Source organism: Streptomyces sp. YIM 98790 (genome assembly GCF_011421595.1).
GTDB lineage: Bacteria > Actinomycetota > Actinomycetes > Streptomycetales > Streptomycetaceae > Streptomyces.
Map to the genome: position 1 here is coordinate 1 of NZ_WTLH01000131.1, position 17,449 is coordinate 17,449.

Genomic DNA, 17,449 nt, shown 5'->3' on the forward strand with positions numbered 1-17,449 from the left:
CAGCCAGTAGTTCTGGTGTTGGAAGGGGTAGGTGGGCAGGTCGGTGACGGTGGCGGTGGTGCCGGTGAACAACGCCGCCCAGTCCACGGTGTGCCCGCGGGTGTGGAGCCGGGCCAGCGCACCGAGCGCGGTCTCCACCTGCGGACGGTCCCGCCGCTGCAGCGCCACGAACTCCGCATCCACACACCCGGGCCCCATCGCGGTGAGCACCCCGTCCGGCCCGACCTCCACAAAGGTCCTCACCCCCTGCCGGTGCAGATACTCCAGATGATCGGCGAACCGCACCGGACGGCGGATGTGCTGCGCCCAGTACCCCGCAGAACACACCTGCCCGGCATCAACCGCCAGCGGAATGGACGGCTCCGCCGCCGTCACCGACTCCACCACCGCGGTGAACTCCTCCAGCACCGGATCCATCAACGGCGAGTGAAACGCATGACTGACCGACAACCGCCGCGTCTTGCGCCCCGCCTGGCGCAGCACACCGGCAACAGCCTGCACCCCCTCCACGGCCCCGGAGACCACCACCGAGGCCGGCCCGTTCACCGCGGCGATCGAGACCTCCCCCTCCCGGCCGCGCAGCAGCTCCTCCACCTCCGCCTCACTCGCCTGCACCGCCACCATCGNCTGGCGCAGCACACCGGCAACAGCCTGCACCCCCTCCACGGCCCCGGAGACCACCACCGAGGCCGGCCCGTTCACCGCGGCGATCGAGACCTCCCCCTCCCGGCCGCGCAGCAGCTCCTCCACCTCCGCCTCACTCGCCTGCACCGCCACCATCGCCCCGCCCGGCGGCAGCCCCTGCATCAGCCGCGCCCGGGCAGCCACCACCGTGCACGCATCGGCCAGCGAGAACACCCCCGCCACATGCGCCGCGGCCAGCTCCCCGATGGAATGACCGGTGACGAAGTCCGGCCGCACCCCCCAGGAGTGCAGCAGGCGGAACATCGCCACCTCCAGCGCGAACAGCGCCGGCTGGGTCCAGCCGGTGTCATCCAGCCCCTCACCGCTGAAGACCACCTCCTTCAGCGGCCCCGGCAACAGGGCACCAAAGGCGGCGCAGACCTCGTCAAAAGCCGCGGCGAACACGGGGAAGGAGTCATACAGCTGCCGCCCCATCCCGGCCCACTGCGCGCCCTGCCCGGTGAACAGCACCGCCAGACGGCCCTCACCGGCCACCCCGCGCACCACCCCGGGCGCGTCCTGACCCCCGGCCAGCGCCCGCAGACCCGCCACCAGCTCCCCGCGGTCACCGGCCAGCACCACCCCACGATGCTCGAACACCGACCGCGTCACCGCCAGCGACAACGCCACATCCGGCACCGGCACACCCCCGCCACCGGACTCCTCACCCAGCCAGGACACCAACCGCCCCGCCTGAGCCCGCAACGCCTCCCCCGACCGCCCCGACACCACCACCGGCACCGGAAACACCACGGGGGCGGATGCGGGTTCCGGGTCCGGTGACGGGTCCGGTTCAGGGGCGTGCGGGGGAGCCTCTTCGAGGATGAGGTGGGCGTTGGTGCCGCTGATCCCGAAGGAGGAGACGGCGGCCCGCCGGGGGCGTCCGGTCTGCGGCCACGGCCGTGTCTCGGTCACCAGCTCCACCGACCCGGCCGACCAGTCCACCGCGGGCGTGGGCCGGTCCACATGCAGGGTCCTGGGCACCAGCCCGTGCCGCATGGCCATCACCATCTTGATCACACCGGCCACCCCGGCCGCGCCCTGGGTGTGCCCGATGTTCGACTTCAGCGAGCCCAGCAGCAGCGGCCGGCCCTCCGGCCGGGACCGGCCATAGGTCGCCAGCAGCGCCTGCGCCTCGATCGGATCACCCAGCGTCGTCCCTGTCCCGTGCGCCTCCACCACATCGATCTCGGCGGCGGAGAGGCCGGCGTTGGCCAGCGCCTGGCGGATCACCCGCTGCTGGGACGGGCCGCTCGGTGCGGTCAGGCCGTTGGAGGCGCCGTCGGAGTTCACCGCGCTGCCCCGGATCACCGCCAGCACCGGCAGCCCGCGCCGCCGGGCCTCCGACAGCCGCGCCAGCACCAGCATCCCCACGCCCTCGGAGAAGCCGGTGCCGTCCGCGGCCGCCGCGAACGCCTTGCACCGCCCGTCCGGCGCCAGCCCCCGCTGCCGGGAGAACTCCACGAAACCGCCCGGCACCGGTATCGCCATCGCGCCACCGGCCAGCGCCAGCGAGCATTCGCCGTTGCGCAGCGCGGTGACCGCGTGGTGGATCGACACCAGCGAGGACGAGCAGGCCGTGTCCATGCTGACCGTCGGCCCCTCCAGGCCGAGCACGTAGGAGATGCGGCCGGAGGCGACGCTGGTCAGCATCCCGGTCATCGCATAGCCCTCGGTGCCCGTCGACGCCGAGTCGACCGTGGAGTCGTAGCCGGTGTACATGACGCCGACGAACACCCCGGTGTCGCTGCCGCGCAGCGAGCGCGGGTCCATGCGTGCCCGCTCGATGGCCTCCCAGGTGGTCTCCAGCAGCAGCCGCTGCTGCGGGTCCATCGCGAGGGCCTCCCGCGGCGAGATCCCGAAGAACGCCGAGTCGAAGCCCTTGATGTCGCTGAGGAACCCGCCCTCCCGGGCGGAGAACTTGCCCGTCGCGTCGGGGTCCGGGTCGTACATGCCCTCCACGTCCCAGCCCCGGTCGGCGGGGAACTCGGTGATCGCGTCGACGCCGTCGGCGGCCAGTTGCCACAGCTCCTCGGGCGTGGACACGTCGCCGGGGTAGCGGCAGCCCATGCCGAGGACGGCGATGGGTTCGGACCGGCTCGACTCCAGCTCCTCGACCCGCGCCCGGGCCTTCTGCAGGTCGGCGGTGACCCACTTCAGGTAGTCGAGGAGCTTTCCGTCCCTGCTCATCTGGTCACCGCTCATTTGGACACCGCCCGGATCGAGTTCTCCAGTCCCGTCGCGGGACCCTGTTTCTCCAGCACCGACGAGCCGAGCCGCCCCGCCAGGTACAGCGCGAGGTGCAGCCGGAGATGGTCCTCCCGCAGGGACCGCCCGAGCAGCTGCTCCGCCTTCTTCACCCGGTACACCACGGTGTTCTTCGCGATGTGCAGGTGCTTGGCCGTGATCGCCACGCCCCGCTCGTTGTCCAGCAGGCACCGCACGGTCTCCCGCAGCGCGGCCATGGTCCTGTTGTCGGCGGCCAGCGGGCCGAGTTCCCGGCGGACGAAGTCGGCGGCGGCCTCGGCGTCGTTGCCGAGCAGGATCACCAGCTCCAGATCGCCGTAGTCGCACAGCCGGGACGGACCGGGCTCGGTGGTGCGGCCGACCCGCTCCGCGGTGACCGCCTGCTCGTGGGAACGGGTGAAGCCCGCCACCCCGTCGCCCGGCAGCCCGGACGCGACGTGGATGTGCGGGGGCAGGTCCACGGGCTTGCCGGACCGCCGCAGCTCCTCCGGGTGGCCGGTGGCCCTGCCGCCCCACGCCCACAGCCGCCCGGGGCCCGCGGGCAGCAGCAGCATCGAGGAGCAGCCGGCCTGGTCCAGCAGGCGCAGCGCCGTGGTCTCCAGTTCCCGGCTGCTGTCCGGGGTGATCTCCTCCTGCCACAGGACCAGCGCGAGGTGGTGCAGCGTCAGGTCGTACCCCAGCCGCCGCATGGTGCTTCTGGTGTCGACCGGCTTGCCCTTGAGGATCGCGGACACCAGCTCGAAGCGCTCGCCCACGGACCCGGCGAACCAGCGGCTGCGCTCGGCGGCGAACTTCTCGGTCACCGCGGCCGAGAGGGTCTCCATCCCCTCGAACAGGTCGGCCGAAATGGACCGCATCATGGCCGGCTGGTCCTCGGTGGGGGTCACCGCCTCGCAGAACTCGAACAGCTCGCGGGTGAAACGCGCGTGTGTCGCCCGCACGTAACGGAGCAGGAGGTCGACGGTCGTGTTGTCCGAGATGCGCTCGCGAATGGCATTCGTGAGTTCGGCGGAAAGCAGTCCGGGCATGGCTCGCGCGCCGCTGAGCCGTAACACGACCCACAGCGCCGTCGCCTCGGCGAGCCGCGTTTCGCTGAAGGAGTTCCGGTCGAGGCGGGGGAACGGCTCCCCGGCCAGCTCGGCCAGCAGCAGGCGGCTGTTCTCGATTGCCCAGCCCGTTGCTCCCGAACCGACACGGACGACGACCTCCTCGACCAGCTGTGGGTTTGTTGCCGGAAGGTGGAGTACGGAATCGTCGGCGGGGCGCAGCAGGTGCAGCAGGGAATGGGTGGATGTGATGGGTGGCTGCGCAGAAATAGTGGCGTGTGATATCGGGTAGCGGGACAACGAGTAGCCTCCCTACCGGAAAGTGGACGCGACTGGGTGTCGGCAGCCTGACACGGTTTCCGCGGCGGTGGGTAATCACCCGGTAACTGCGTTCACGTTGCGGGATTACCGGGCGGTGGGCGGACGCGGCCGGCTCGCCCGCGCGTCCTGCGCGGCGCAGGACGCGCAGGACGCCAAGGAGGGCCGGGCGCCGTACCGGCGCCCGGCCCCGGTGCCGTGGCCGCCGCTCACCGGCCTTCCGGTACGCGCAGGCCGGCGGGGAGGGAAGGCGCCGCCCCCGGGGGGCCGCTCCGGTCCGCGGCGGCCGGCCGGTGCCGTCCGAAGCGCCGCACCAGCGGCACCTCCACGCACCGGTACAGGACCCAGGAGCACAGCACCACCACCGCGAGCAGGACGAGAACCAGCAGTGAGCCGGTGAACAGCGAGAACGTCCTGGTGGGGCCCATCAGCTCGGCGGCCGTCACGATGATGATCCAGTGCACCATGTAGAACGCGAAGGAGATCTCGCCCAGGAACACCATCGTCGGCCTGCGGAACACCGAGGCGGCGCCCTGCCGGTCCGCGACCGCGGCGGCGGCGATGAGGGGCGCGGTCCACACCGACGCCACGCCGCCCGTGCCCGCCAGGTACGGTTCGTACTGGGCGAGCACATATCCGGCGACGGCAAGGGCGAAGGCGGGTGCCAGGCCGAGGCCCGGCCACCGGCCCGATGCGACGATTCTCGCCAGGAGAATGCCCAGGACGAATTCGAGCGCGCGGACCGGCGGGAAGAAGTACACGAACCACACCTGGGTGAACGACGCCTCGCCCGCCACGCCGAATGCGGGAAGGCGCGGCTGGTCGTTCACCAGGAATGTGGCGACCAGGAACATTCCGGCGATCAGCGCGAGCACCGCCGCGACCGCCCCCCACAGCCACTCCTCGCGGATCCGGCGCAGCAGGGGCAGCAGGGCCGGGAAGGAAAGGTAGAAGAACAACTCGCAGGCCAGCGACCAGCTCACCCCGTTGACCGCCGAGGTGGTCTGGATGTCCGGGAACCACGACTGCACCAGGGCCAGGGACGCGAACCAGTCGACCACGCGGGTGGGCCGGTCCGTGCTGAGCACCAGGATCGCCGCCAGGCCGAAGGTCACCAGGTGCATCGGGCCGATCTTCACCAGGCGGCGGCGCCAGAACGAACGCGGCGTGTCGTCCGGCCGGGCGGTCCAGGTCAGGACGAAGCCGCTGAGGATGAAGAAGAAGCCGACGCCGTAGGAGCCGGCGAGGGTGAACATCTCTCTCAGCTCCGTCCCCGTGTCACCGGGGACGAGCTGGGTGTACCACAGGATGTGGGTGGCGAAGACCATCAGGGCCGCCACGAACCGGAGTCCCGTGAGCGACGGCAGCCGGGACGGTTCTCCGGGCGCGGGGGTCTGCGTACGGCCCGTCTCCCTCGGGCCCGTTCCCCGGGTCACCATGTGAGCACCCGGGACGGGCGTGAATACGGCCGGGAAGAGGGGGAAGCGAGCGATTGCTGAGCGGGAATATCGGCATGTGTTATCGGGTAGCGGGACAACGAACAGCCTCCCTACCGGAAAAGAGGACGCGACTGGGTGGCCGCAGCTTTCCACGGTTCCTCAGGCGGCCGGTAATTCTCCGGTAACTGTGTTCTGCCGGCGGAATTACCGGGCGGTGGGCGGCGGCGGCCGGCCTGCGGGGTATCCTGCGTTCCGCGGTCCACTGATCGGCAGTGATGAAGTGATGAGGAGTGCCTCGTGACGAAGTCGGCCACACAGGGCGTGGGGATCGGTGCCGGGGCCGGCACGGTGCCGTGGGTGCTGTCCGGGCGGAGCGCGGCGGGGCTGCGCGCCCAGGCCACGCGCCTGCTGTCCCGGCTGGAGGCGGACCCGGCGCCGGCCGCCGCCGACGACCTGGCCCGGGTGGGCCGGTCGCTGGTGGCCGCGGGCGCGGCCCACGAGCACCGGGCCGTGGTGCTGGGGCGCGACCGTGCGGAACTGCTCGGCGGGGTGCGTGCGCTCGCCGAGGGCCGTACGGCGTCGAACGTGGTCAGCGGGCGGGCGGCCCGGCAGGCGCAGGCGGCCGCCGGGCCGGTGCTGGTGTTTCCCGGCCAGGGCACCCAGTGGGCGGGCATGGCCGTGGAACTGCTGGACACCTCACCCGTGTTCGCCGGGGCGGTCCGGGACTGCGAGGAGGCGCTGTCGCNCGTGGAACTGCTGGACACCTCACCCGTGTTCGCCGGGGCGGTCCGGGACTGCGAGGAGGCGCTGTCGCCGTACCTGGACTGGTCCCTGGAGGCGGTGCTGCGCGGCGCGGCGGGAACCCCGCCGCTGGACCGGGTGGACGTCGTGCAGCCGGTGCTGTTCTCGGTGATGCTGTCGCTGTCCCGGCTGTGGCGCCGGTTCGGCGTCGAGCCGGGGGCGGTGGTGGGCCACTCCCAGGGCGAGATCGTGGCGGCGCACGTGGCGGGCGCGTTGCCGCTGCCGGACGCGGCGCGGATCGTCGCACTGCGCAGCCAGGCGCTGATGAAGATCCGCGGCCGTGGCGAGATGCTGACCGTGATGGCGCCCACCGACCGGGTGCGGACGATGCTGGCCGACTGGGACGGCGTGCTGTCCGTGGCCGCGGTGAACGGTCCGGCCACCATGACGGTGTCGGGCGAGGTGACCGCGATGGCGGAGTTCGGAGCCGCGCTGTCCGCGGCCGGGATGATGCGCTGGCAGGTGCCGGGCGTGGACTTCGCCGCGCACTCCGCGCACGTGGAGGACCTGCGGCAGACCCTGCTCGACCTGGCCTCCGGGATCAGGCCGGTCCACGGTGACGTGCCGTTCTACTCGACGGTGACCGGGGCGCGCATCGACACCGACCGGCTGGACGCCGAGTACTGGTACCGCAACCTGCGCCAGACGGTCAGGTTCGACGATGCCGTCCGCTCCCTGATCGCCGACGGCCACACCCTCTTCATCGAATGCAGCGCACAGCCGGTGCTCACCGTCGGGATGCAGGACACCGCCGAGGAACTCGGCCGCCCGGCCGCGCTGCTGGCGACACTGCGCCACGAGGACGGCGGAATGGGGCGGTTCCTCACCGCGCTGGCCGAAGCCCACGTGCACGGCGCCACGGTCGACTGGACGCCGGCCCTCGGCTGAGGGCCCGATCCGGCCCTGTCTCCCGGTGACGTCTCCCGGTGAAGTCTCGCGGTGACGTCTCCCGGTGAACGGGGCCGGATACGCGCTCGGCCGGCTCAGTCGACCTCCAGCCCCATGGTGCGGAGCTTCGGCTCGATGACCACCCGGCAGTACGGCTCGGAACGGTTCTTGCTGTAGAAGTCCTGCTGCTCGGAATCCGCCTCGAAAAACTGCTCGTACGGCCGGAGGTCGGTCACGATGTCCCGGCCGAGTTCCTGCCGTACCAGATGCATGACCTTCTCGGAACGCACACGCTGTTCCTCGCTGGCGTAGAAGACCGTCGAGTGGTAGATGGAGCCGCGGTCCGCGCCGCTCTGGTTCGGCTTGGTCGGGTCATGACTCCGGAAGAACAGGGTCAGGATCTCTTCGAGGGAGATCTGGTCCGGCCGGAACGTCAGCTGTACCGCCTCGACGAATTTCTGCGGGTTGAGCCCGTAGCGCTGGTAGTCCTCGTAGTTGGGCGGCGGTCCGTGGTCCCCGGCGAATCCCGCCACGCTGGAGACGATCCCCGGGGTCCGGCGCGCCACCGCGTCGAAGGACCAGAAACAGCCGGGGCCGAGCGTCAGAGTCTCGGTATTCCCGTCTAAGGACATTTCCTCGGTCACCGGAACCTCTCCAGATTCTCGTCCGTATTCCGCGTTTCCGCATTCTGTGCCGATCGTAGTGGGACGGGGGCCCGCCGAGCCAGTGGCAGGTCCCGGACGGGGGCGTGCCGGAGCGGCTGCCGGCATGCCCCCGCGCCGCGCCCCGCCGGGCCGTGGCCCGTGGTCCGTGTGCCGGCGTCGGTTTTGCGCCGGAGCGGGGGAGCCGGGGCGGGGCGGCTTCACGGGACATAGCGGGACGAGGGCGCCGGCCCGCGGGCCGTCCGGGGAGGGGGCCGGCAGGCCGGCCCCGGAGGGCCGGGCCTCCTTCCGCACCGCCTTCGGCGTCCCCGGCGCAGGTGGGGCCCGGAGGGCGGCGGAGCCCCGCGGGGCGCCGCCGGGGGAACGGGGCCGCAGCGGCGGAATGTGGCCCTGATCGGGAACGCCGAGTCCGCCTATCATCACGGAGGTTGAGCCTTCAATCATCTCCTGGGTTCGCCACCGTCCCCCCTGTCCCCGGGCCATGTCGCCCTTTCCGGAGGAGGTTCCATGCACGGCGAAACGTTGGACTATCTGGTGGTGGGCGGCGGTCCGGCAGGGCTTCAGCTGGGTCAGCTGCTGCAGGCCGCGGGCCACCGTTACCGGATTCTCGAAAGCGGAAGAACCCCCGGTACCTTCTTCCGCACCTATCCCCGGCACCGGAAGCTCATCTCCATCAACAAGATCCACACCGGTACCGACGACCCGGAGCTGAGGCTCCGGATGGACTGGAACTCACTGCTGTCCCCGGACCCGGAACTGCTGTTCCCGCGGTACAGCGAACGCTACTTCCCGCACGCCGACGACCTGGTACGGTATCTCGCCGACTTCGCCGAGGCGTTCAAGCTGGACATCGCCTACGACACCCGCGCCGTGCGGTTACGCCGGGACGGCGACGCCCCGGACGCCGGATTCGTGGCCACCGACCAGCGCGGCACGGAACACCGTGGCCGGCGGCTGATCGTGGCCACCGGGGTGTCGCGGTCCCACATTCCCCCCATCCCCGGCATCGAGACCGCCGAGCAGTACGCCACCGTGACGGTGGACCCGGAGGACTTCACCGACCAGCGCGTGCTCATCCTCGGCAAGGGCAACTCGGCGCTGGAGACCGCCGACAACCTCATCGAGACCGCCGCCGTGATCCACGTGGCCGGCCCGCACTCCGTCCGCATGGCCTGGAACACCCACTACGTCGGGCACCTGCGCGCGGTCAACAACAACTTCCTCGACACCTACCAGCTCAAGTCCCAGAACGCCCTGCTGGACGGGCACGTGCTGGCCATCGAGCGTGACGCCGCAGGACGGTACCTGGTGCGGTTCTCCTTCACCCGCGCCGAGGAGACCGTGAAGGAACTGCGCTACGACCGGGTGATCGTGTGCACCGGCTTCGGCTTCGACGCCTCCCCGTTCGATCCCGGGTGCCGCCCCGACCTGGTCATCGACGACCGGTTCGCCGCGCTCACCCCCGCCTACGAGTCGGTCAACGTACCCGGCCTGTATGTCGCCGGCACCCTGATGCAGCAGCGCGACTTCAAGAAATCGACGGGCGGCTTCATCCACGGCTTCCGCTACGCCGTGCGCGCCCTGTCCCGCATCCTCGACGAGCGCCACCACGGCCGCCCCTGGCCCGGCCGGACACTGCCGGCGGTCCCGGAAGCGCTGGCCGACGCCGTGGTGGAACGGGTCAACCGCACCTCGGCGCTGTGGCAGCAGTTCGGCGTCCTCGGCGACCTGCTGGTGTTCGGCCCCGGCGGGGAGGTCCGGTACCACGAGGAGGTCCCGGTCGAGTACGCCCCCCTCAGCCCCGTCACCCGGGGCCGGGACTACGTCACGGTCACCCTGGAGTACGGCCCGGACCACGACAAGGTCGACCCCTTCGACATCACCGTGCGCCGCGTCGCGCAGAACTCGGCCGACGACGCGTTCGACGCCTCCTACCTGCACCCGGTGATCCGTCACTGGCGGGACGGCGAACTCCTCGGCGTCCACCACATGGCCGAGAACCTGGAGAACGAGTGGAACGACCCGCGGGTCCACCACGCCCCCCTGGCCGGGTTCTTCGCGGCCGCGCCCGGCCGGCCGGCGGCGGGCGCGGGGGTGTGACGCCGTGCTGCTGAACCTCCGCGACTTCGAGACCGCGGCCCGGGAGAAACTCGACCCGGTGCACGCCGACTTCATCGCCGGCGGCGCCCGGGACGAGATCACCGTACGGGAGAACGAGGCCGCGTTCGCCCGGCTGCGGCTGCTGCCCCGGGTGCTGCGCGACACCTCCCGGCGCGCCCTGGGCGTCACCCTGCTCGGGGACCGCAGCGCCATGCCGGTGCTGCTCTCGCCCACCGCGTTCCACAAGCTCGCCGCCCCGGAGGGCGAGCGGGCCACGGCCCGGGCCGCCGCCGCCACCGGCGTGATCATGATCGTGTCCATGGCCTCCACGGTCTCCGTGGGGGACATCGCCGCCGCCGCGCCCGCAGCCCCCCGCTGGTTCCAGCTCTACCTGCAGCCCGACCCGGAGATCACCGACGCCCTGGTGCGGCGGGCGGCCGACGCCGGATGCAGCGCTCTGGTGGTCACCGTCGACTCCCCGGTGCTGGGCGCCGGTGAACGCAACCGGCGCAACGGCTTCCACGACCTGCCGCCCGGCATGCGCTGCGAGAACCTGGCCGGCCTGCGCGACGGCGAGCCCGGGCACGTCCGGCAGATCGTCATGTCGCCGGAACTCACCTGGGAGCACATCGACCGGCTGCGCGCCACCACGTCGCTGCCCGTGCTGCTCAAGGGCGTGCTGCACCCGGACGACGCCCGGGAGGCGGTGCGGCGCGGCGTCGACGGGCTGCTGCTGTCCAACCACGGCGGCCGGCAGCTCGACACGGTCCCCGCCACGATCGACCTGCTGCCCGGGATCGCCGCCGCCGTGGCCGGCCGGATTCCGGTCGTGCTGGACGGCGGGGTGCGGCGCGGCACCGACGTGGTGAAGGCGCTGGCCCTGGGCGCGACCGCGGTCGGCATCGGCCGCCCGGTGATGTGGGCGCTGGCCGAGGGCGGCGAGAAGGGCGTGCGGCGGATGCTGGAGCTGCTGCGCGAGGAGATCGACGACGCGCTGGCGCTGTGCGGCGCCACCGGCCCGGCCGCCCTGCCGCCCGGCCTGGTGTACCGCCGGGAGCAGCCGTGACGGCCCCGGTGCTGGCCGCGGTCGCGGCCGTGGCGGCCATGGTCTCGCTGCCGTACTGGCTGCCCCCGGTGGTGGTGGCGCTGCGGGTGCGGGTGTTCGCCCGGGTCAACGGCGAGGAGGGCATCACCGCCCCCGGCCGGGAGGTGCCCGCCGAGGAGTTCCGGACGGTGTACGGGCACCCGGCGGCCAACGGCCGCAGCCGGGGCGCCGCCCTGTCCGACCTGTTCTGGTACTGGCTCTCGCCCGGCCCCGAGGTGCACCAGGAGCACCTGGAGCCGGGGCCCCGCTACGACGACGTGGCCCGCACCACCCGCCGCATCCTGGCCGGGCCGTCCCGCGAGGAGTGGGCGGAGCTGACCGCCCGCTGCACCCGGCAGGTCCTGGACGAACTGGCCGGGCCGGACGGCGCCGCCCGGAACCGGGTGCGCACCGTGCGGCTGCGGGACATGATGATGCCGGTCTGGGCCGGGGTGTACTACGAGGCGGTGTTCCGCGAGCCCTGCCCGCGCCCCGTCCGCGAACTGATCACCGGCCATGCCGACGACGTGGTCAGCGCGCTGAAGTGCACCGGCCTGCGCCACATGGACCGCCGGCAGCGGCTCACCGCGTACCTGCGGGAACGGCTGGCCGGCGGCCCGCCGCCCGTGCCGCTCCCGGCCACGCTCACCGCACACGAACAGGCGCTGTACCTCCAGGGCACCTTCTTCAACACCGCCGTGGTGCAGATGTCCGAGGCGATGGCGCACCTGCTGCTGGCCCTGGCCACCCACCGGCCGGTACAGGACCGCCTGCTGTCCGGTGAGGCGCAGGACGACTACCTGGACCGCGTCGTGGACGAGACGCTGCACCACTTCCCGCTGTTCGGCATCGCCCACCGGATCACCACGGGGGAGATCCACCGGCCGGGCCGGGAACCCGTCCCGGCCGGGTCCGTACTGCTGTTCAACTACCCCGAGTACCACCGCTCCGGAACCCCGGGGGGCGGCACCGGACACCGCCCGTTCGACCCGGACCGGTGGCTGTCCCCGGACACCCGCCCGGCCGCGTACATCCCGTTCGGGGTGACCGCCAACCGCCCCTGCCCGGCCCGCGGCTTCGCGGTGCTCACCATGCGGGTGGCCGCCCGCGAGGTGCTGCGCCGCTACCGGCTGGAGTCCTCGGCCGAGCACACCCGGTCGCTGCCCAGCCGCGGCCCCTGCCTGCTGGTGCCGCGCACCGGCGCGGTGGCCTGGGGCCCGGTACGGCGGCGGGTCCGGCTGGAGCGGCTCCGGCTGGCCGACCGCTGGGCAGCCGTGCCGCGCAGCCTGACCCAGCTCGCCCTGGGCTCCTACATGGTGTGGGACGCGCGGCGGCAGGGCTTGTGCCGGAACTACTTCGCCGACGCACCGCCGGCACCGCGCCGTCCGCGCGGGGCGGCCGGTGATCCGGGAGGGGGCAGCCGACGATGACGCCTGCGGAGCTGGCACCCGCCTTCTTCCTCGCCGCCGTCGTGATCCTGCTGACCTGCCGGCTGGTCGCGCTGGCCGTGGGCCGTTTCGGGCAGCCACCGGTGGTCGGCGAGATGATCGCCGGGGTGCTGCTGGGCCCCTCCCTGTTCGGGCTTGTCGCGCCGGGCGTCTGGGCCGGCGTGTTCCCGCCGGACCTGAAACCGGTGCTGTACGTGGCGGGGCAGATCGGCCTGGTGGCGCTGATGTTCCACGCCGGCCACCAGTTCCGGGCGCACGCCGGGCGCGGCCTGGCCGGTACGGCCGTGGCGGTGTCCTCGGCAGGGGTGATCGTCCCGCTGCTGCTGGGCGGCGGCCTGGCACTGGCGGCGCACGGCCGGGCCGGCATCTTCGTGGACGGCGTGCCGGTGTGGGTGACGGCGGCGTTCACCGGTGTCACCCTGACGGTCACCGCGTTCCCGATGCTGGCCCGCATCATCACCGAGCGCGGGCTGACCGGGTCCCGGCACGGGACGCTGGCCATGGCCTCGGGCGCCACCGACGACGTGGTCGCCTGGATCCTGCTGGCCGGAGTGCTGAGCGCGGCCTCCGCGCAGGCCGGGCCGGTGCTGACGGCGGTGGGCGGCTCGGTGCTGTTCGTGGCCGTCCTGGCCACGCTCGGCCGCCGCCTGCTGCGCTGGGCGAACACCCGGCCGGGCCTCCGCGACGAGACCCGGCTGCTGGTCACGGTCGCGGTGCTGTTCTGCGCGGCCTGGTTCACCGACGTCATCCAGCTGTACGCGGTCTTCGGCGCCTTCTGTGTGGGCATGGCCATGCCCCGGGGAGAGACGGCGGAGCGGGTGGTGCGGAGCACGCAGCCCGTGACCCAGGTGGTGTTCCTCCCCATGTTCTTCGTCTACTCCGGCCTGAACACCGAATTCGAGGTGTTCGCCGACCCGGGGGTGCTGATGTTCGGCGTGGCGGCGGTGGTCCTGGCCGTCGCCGGCAAGTTCGGCGGCTGCTGGGCGGCGGCCCGGCTGCGCGGGGAACCGGGGACGGTGGCGCTGCGGGTCGGCGTGCTGATGAACGCCCGCGGTCTGATGCAGCTCATCGCCCTCAACATCGGCCTGGAGGCCGGCATCGTCAGCCAGGAGCTGTTCGCCGCCCTGGTGCTGGTGGCGCTGGTGACCACGGTGATGACCGTACCGGTGCTGAACTGGCTGGACCGCCGGGACGCCCGGTCCCGCCCGCCGGCCGTCGGCCCGCCCGCCCGTGAGACCGAGACGGTGACGACATGACCGCCACCCCGCCGGCCGCCGCTCCGCCCACCGGCGCCGAGGCCCTGGTCGCGCAGCTCGCCCGGGAGGGCGTCCGGCACGTGTTCGGCGTGCCGGGCGTCCAGCTCGACCACGTGCTCGACGCGCTCGCCCGCCACCGGGACGCCGGCGGGCCCGTCCGCTACCTGGCCGCGCGGCACGAGCAGGGCGCCGCCCACATGGCGGAGGCGTACTCCCGGACGACCGGCCGCCCCGGGGTGTGCCTGGTGGTGCCCGGCCCCGGCGTGCTGAACGCCCTGCCGGCCCTGGCGACCGGCTACGCCTGTTCGTCGCCGGTGCTGTGCGTCGCGGCGGACATCCCGTCCACGCTGGCCGGGAAGGGCCTGGGCATGCTGCACGAGATCCCCGGCCAGGACGGCCACCTGGCAGGGGTCACCACCTGGTCGGCGCGGGCCTCGGCCCCCGGGGACATCCCCCGGCTGGTGCGCGAGGCGGTCCGGCGGTCCCGGTCCGGCCGCCCCCGCCCGGTCGCCCTGACCGTCCCCGCCGACCTCCTGGCCGCCCCCGCGGACGGCCCGCCCGGAGACCTGCCCGACCAGGCCACTCCGGCGCACGCCCCGGAGGACACGGTCCCGGAGGAGACCCTCGCCCGGGCCGCGGCCCTCCTGCGCACCGCCCGGCGCCCGGTCCTCTACGCCGGCGGCGGGGTGCTCGCCGCCCGCGCCGGCGCGGCCCTGACCGCCCTGGCCGAGGCCCTGGAAGCGCCGGTGGTGACCAGCCGCAACGCCGGCGGTGCCATCCCCGCCGGGCACCGGCTGGCATTCCCCGGACTGGCCGCGCCGCGGCTGCTGCCCGCGGCCGACGCGGTGCTGGTGGTGGGCAGCCGGTTCGTCACGCCCCGCGGCCGGGCCCTGCCCACCGCGCCGGGCGCCCGGGTGGTCCTGGTCAACGCGGACCCGGCGGACCTGGGCCCGCCCCGCCGCGCGGATCTCGCGGTGCTCGCCGACGCCCGCCGGGCGCTCGACGGCATCCGCGCCGCCCTGCCGCCCGCCGCGCCCTCCGGCTGGGACGCCGGCGAACTGGCGGCCGTACGCGACCGGTGCGCGGAGCAGGTGCGGTCCGTGGAACCGCAGTGGTCCTTCGTGCGGGCCCTGCGCGAGGCCATCCCGGAGGACGGGTTCCTGGTCAACGAGCTGACCCAGGTGGGCTATCTGGCGGCCGTCGGCTACCCGGTGCACCGGCCGGGGACGTTCCTGACACCCGGCTACCAGGGCACCCTCGGCTACGGCTACCCCTCCGCCCTCGGCGTCAAGGTCGGCAACCCGGAGCGGGCCGTCGTCTCACTCAACGGCGACGGCGGATTCTGCTGGAACGCCCAGGAACTGGCGACGGCCCGCAGGTACCGGATCGCGGTGACGGCGGTCGTCTTCAACGACCACGCCTACGGCAACGTCCGGCGGATCCAGGCGGACGAGTTCGGCGGCCGGTTCATCGGCAGCGAACTGACCAGCCCCGACTTCGTGCGCTTCGCCGAGTCCTTCGGCGTTCCCGCCGCCCGGGCCCGCACCCCCGGCGACCTCGCCGGCGTCCTCAAGGACGCCCTCGCCGAGCCCGGACCCTCCCTGATCGAGGTCCCGGTGGGCGAGATGCCCAGTGTCTGGCCCCTCCTGCTGGGCGGCACCCCGGGCTCGGTACGGACCTGACCGGCCGGCCCCCGGGACGGGCGGGGGCGGGAGACGGAACATGGTTGAGTCTTGGACAACTCCTCGTGTACATCGCAGAGTTACCTGACGGCTACGGTGAACTCCGAGGCTGGCCCGGCACCCCGCGCCGGCCGCCCCAGGATGGAGCAGACCCCCAGATGCTCTCACCCCGTCCCGCCCCGGAGGAGCACCTGCGCCAGGACGAACAGTTCCTGCGGGCCGTGCTCGACCAGCACCGATCGCGCCTGCTGCACTACGTGCACCGCCTCACGGGCGACCTCCACCGGGCGGAGGACGTGGTGCAGGAGGCACTGGTCCGGGTCTGGCTGACGCAGGCCCGCACCCCGCTCCCGGCGGACCGGGTAGCCCCCTGGCTGCACCGGGTGGCCCGCAACCTCGCCGTGGACGCCCACCGCCGGGACCGCAGCGTGCCCATGGGCATGCTGCCCCCGGAGCTGCTGCAGCGCGCGGACGGCACCGACGTCGCCGACACCGTGGCCACCCGGCAGGTGGTGCGGCGCGCGCTCTCCCGCCTCAGCCCCGAACACCGCGACGCCGTGGTCACGGTGCTGCTGCACGATCTCTCCGGCGCCGAGGCGGCCCGCGCGCTCGGCGTACCGGCAGGCACCGTCAAGTCCCGCCTCCACTACGCGCTGCGGGCCCTGCGCCGCGACCTGGAGCGGGCCGGCGGCGGATCCGCCGACCGGCGGCGCCCGGACGCCCGGCACGGCGCCGTCCGCATCCCGCAGCGGGGGGCGGCATGAGGAACACCGACCCCTTCGCCTGGTTCACCGAGCACCGCGACACCATCTTCCGCTGGTGCGGCATCACCGGCGTGCTGCTCGTGCTCTTCCTGCTGCTGAGCCGGCAGGTGCGGCGGCACGGCGGCTGGCGGGTGGCGGGCGCCCGGCTGCGCCGGGAGACCGCCGTCACCGCGCTCGCCTTCACCGCCCCGCTGCGCGCCTGGCTGCGCTACCGGCGCTCACTGCGCCTGCTCACCGCCCTGCTGGGCGATCCCGCGCTGTGGCGGGACTGCGAACGGGCGCTGCTCACCGTCCGGGACGCGGCCGGTCCGGCGGCCCGGCCCTACGCGGTCCTGGCGGACGCCGCAACGGTGTGGGTGCTGCTGGCCGGTCCGGCCGGGGGGCCGGCGGCCCTGCGGCCACCCGAGCCCTGGTTCGAGGAGCCCGGCGACCCCGGCGTCTGGGGCATCGGCCGGGCCGGCCTGCCCGCCGTCGCCCCGGCGGCCGGCGGGCCCTGCCCCGTGCTCGTCGCGCTCGGCGAGCAGGACCGGGCCTGCGCCTTCCTCGACCTCGCCGCCGGACCGCGGATCACCGCGGTCGACGGAGACGAGCACAACCGCCGGATGCTGACGCAGGCGCTCGCCGCGCAGCTCGACGCCCGGCTGCCGCGCGGCCTGGTGACCGTGGCGGCCGGGGTGCACCCCCGGTACCCGGGAATGCCGCTGCGCGACGCCTACCGTGCCGCCCGCGCCGCGGCGGCGGCCGCCGCGGACGGGTCCCGGTCCGGGACCGGGACCGGGACCGGGGAGAGTGCCGGGGCGCTGCCCGCGGTACTGGCCGCCCCGGAACTCCCCGACCCGCTGCCTCCGGAACTTGCGGCCCCGCCCGGCCGGGCGGCGGCGCCGCGGGTGCTGGTCACCGGCCGCGGCCGGGGGCATGTGCGGTATGTGCCGGTGGACCGCTACGGCCGGGCCGCCGTCGCCGGAACCCCGCTGCTCACCGAGGCCGCCGCGCTCGGCCGGGCGGTGGCGCGGACGCTGCGCCGCTTCCC

The 17,449-nt window shown here is 73.6% G+C and carries 11 protein-coding genes and 1 pseudogene; 8 read left to right on the forward strand and 4 right to left on the reverse strand.

Annotated features, from left to right (window positions below):
- The 3 genes and pseudogenes from GQS09_RS19830 to GQS09_RS19840 form a co-directional block, all read right to left on the reverse strand.
- Window positions 1-2,856, reverse strand: a pseudogene (locus GQS09_RS19830) (type I polyketide synthase); the annotation flags it as partial.
- Between the two features lie 29 nt (window positions 2,857-2,885).
- Window positions 2,886-4,277, reverse strand: a complete 1,392-nt coding sequence (locus GQS09_RS19835; RefSeq protein ID WP_165988159.1) for a CdaR family transcriptional regulator — start codon at window positions 4,275-4,277, stop codon at window positions 2,886-2,888.
- 227 nt (window positions 4,278-4,504) lie between these two features.
- Complete coding sequence (locus GQS09_RS19840; protein WP_279577766.1) at window positions 4,505-5,734, reverse strand: acyltransferase; 1,230 nt, start codon at window positions 5,732-5,734, stop codon at window positions 4,505-4,507.
- Window positions 5,735-6,031: 297 nt separating this feature from the next.
- Here GQS09_RS19840 and GQS09_RS19845 point away from each other — a divergent pair, with 297 nt between their 5' ends.
- Window positions 6,032-7,423 carry an acyltransferase domain-containing protein gene (locus GQS09_RS19845; RefSeq protein ID WP_165988163.1) on the forward strand — a complete coding sequence of 464 codons (1,392 nt, stop codon included), beginning with the start codon at window positions 6,032-6,034 and terminating at the stop codon, window positions 7,421-7,423.
- A gap of 95 nt (window positions 7,424-7,518) precedes the next feature.
- On the opposite strand, the gene msrA is transcribed toward GQS09_RS19845, so the two are convergent.
- Window positions 7,519-8,055: a peptide-methionine (S)-S-oxide reductase MsrA gene (gene msrA, locus GQS09_RS19850; protein WP_165988165.1), complete on the reverse strand. Its 537-nt coding sequence runs from the start codon at window positions 8,053-8,055 to the stop codon at window positions 7,519-7,521.
- A 537-nt stretch (window positions 8,056-8,592) separates the two neighbouring features.
- Here msrA and GQS09_RS19855 point away from each other — a divergent pair.
- The 7 genes from GQS09_RS19855 to GQS09_RS19885 all read left to right on the forward strand — a co-directional run.
- Window positions 8,593-10,185, forward strand: coding sequence for an NAD(P)-binding domain-containing protein (locus GQS09_RS19855; protein WP_165988167.1), 1,593 nt, complete (start codon window positions 8,593-8,595; stop codon window positions 10,183-10,185).
- A gap of 10 nt (window positions 10,186-10,195) precedes the next feature.
- A complete protein-coding gene (locus GQS09_RS19860) occupies window positions 10,196-11,251 on the forward strand; it encodes an alpha-hydroxy acid oxidase (RefSeq protein WP_207958047.1) in 1,056 nt (351 codons plus the stop codon).
- Window positions 11,252-11,289: 38 nt separating this feature from the next.
- A complete protein-coding gene (locus GQS09_RS19865) occupies window positions 11,290-12,699 on the forward strand; it encodes a cytochrome P450 (RefSeq protein WP_165988180.1) in 1,410 nt (469 codons plus the stop codon).
- Entirely contained in the window at window positions 12,696-13,973 is a 1,278-nt protein-coding gene (locus GQS09_RS19870; RefSeq protein ID WP_165988170.1) for a cation:proton antiporter, read from the forward strand. Before GQS09_RS19865 ends, GQS09_RS19870 begins: the two co-directional genes overlap by 4 nt.
- Window positions 13,970-15,655: a thiamine pyrophosphate-dependent enzyme gene (locus tag GQS09_RS19875; protein ID WP_165988171.1), complete on the forward strand. Its 1,686-nt coding sequence runs from the start codon at window positions 13,970-13,972 to the stop codon at window positions 15,653-15,655. The genes GQS09_RS19870 and GQS09_RS19875 overlap by 4 nt, the downstream gene beginning before the upstream one ends.
- Before the next feature lie 158 nt (window positions 15,656-15,813).
- Window positions 15,814-16,419, forward strand: a complete 606-nt coding sequence (locus GQS09_RS19880) for a sigma-70 family RNA polymerase sigma factor (protein ID WP_165988173.1) — start codon at window positions 15,814-15,816, stop codon at window positions 16,417-16,419.
- Window positions 16,416-17,449, forward strand: a 1,034-nt coding sequence (locus tag GQS09_RS19885; RefSeq protein ID WP_165988175.1) for a hypothetical protein, incomplete at its 3' end; no start/stop codon positions are given. The genes GQS09_RS19880 and GQS09_RS19885, both read left to right, overlap by 4 nt.

What these genes read in the sequence shown, in the direction of transcription:
- msrA (WP_165988165.1), bottom strand. Translation starts at nt 8,055, where the DNA reads ATGTCCTTAGACGGGAATACCGAGACTCTGACGCTCGGCCCCGGCTGT.
- GQS09_RS19870 (WP_165988170.1), top strand. Translation starts at nt 12,696, where the DNA reads ATGACGCCTGCGGAGCTGGCACCCGCCTTCTTCCTCGCCGCCGTCGTG.
- GQS09_RS19875 (WP_165988171.1), top strand. Translation starts at nt 13,970, where the DNA reads ATGACCGCCACCCCGCCGGCCGCCGCTCCGCCCACCGGCGCCGAGGCC.
- GQS09_RS19840 (WP_279577766.1), bottom strand. Translation starts at nt 5,734, where the DNA reads ATGGTGACCCGGGGAACGGGCCCGAGGGAGACGGGCCGTACGCAGACC.
- GQS09_RS19865 (WP_165988180.1), top strand. Translation starts at nt 11,290, where the DNA reads ATGGTCTCGCTGCCGTACTGGCTGCCCCCGGTGGTGGTGGCGCTGCGG.
- GQS09_RS19880 (WP_165988173.1), top strand. Translation starts at nt 15,814, where the DNA reads ATGCTCTCACCCCGTCCCGCCCCGGAGGAGCACCTGCGCCAGGACGAA.
- GQS09_RS19855 (WP_165988167.1), top strand. Translation starts at nt 8,593, where the DNA reads ATGCACGGCGAAACGTTGGACTATCTGGTGGTGGGCGGCGGTCCGGCA.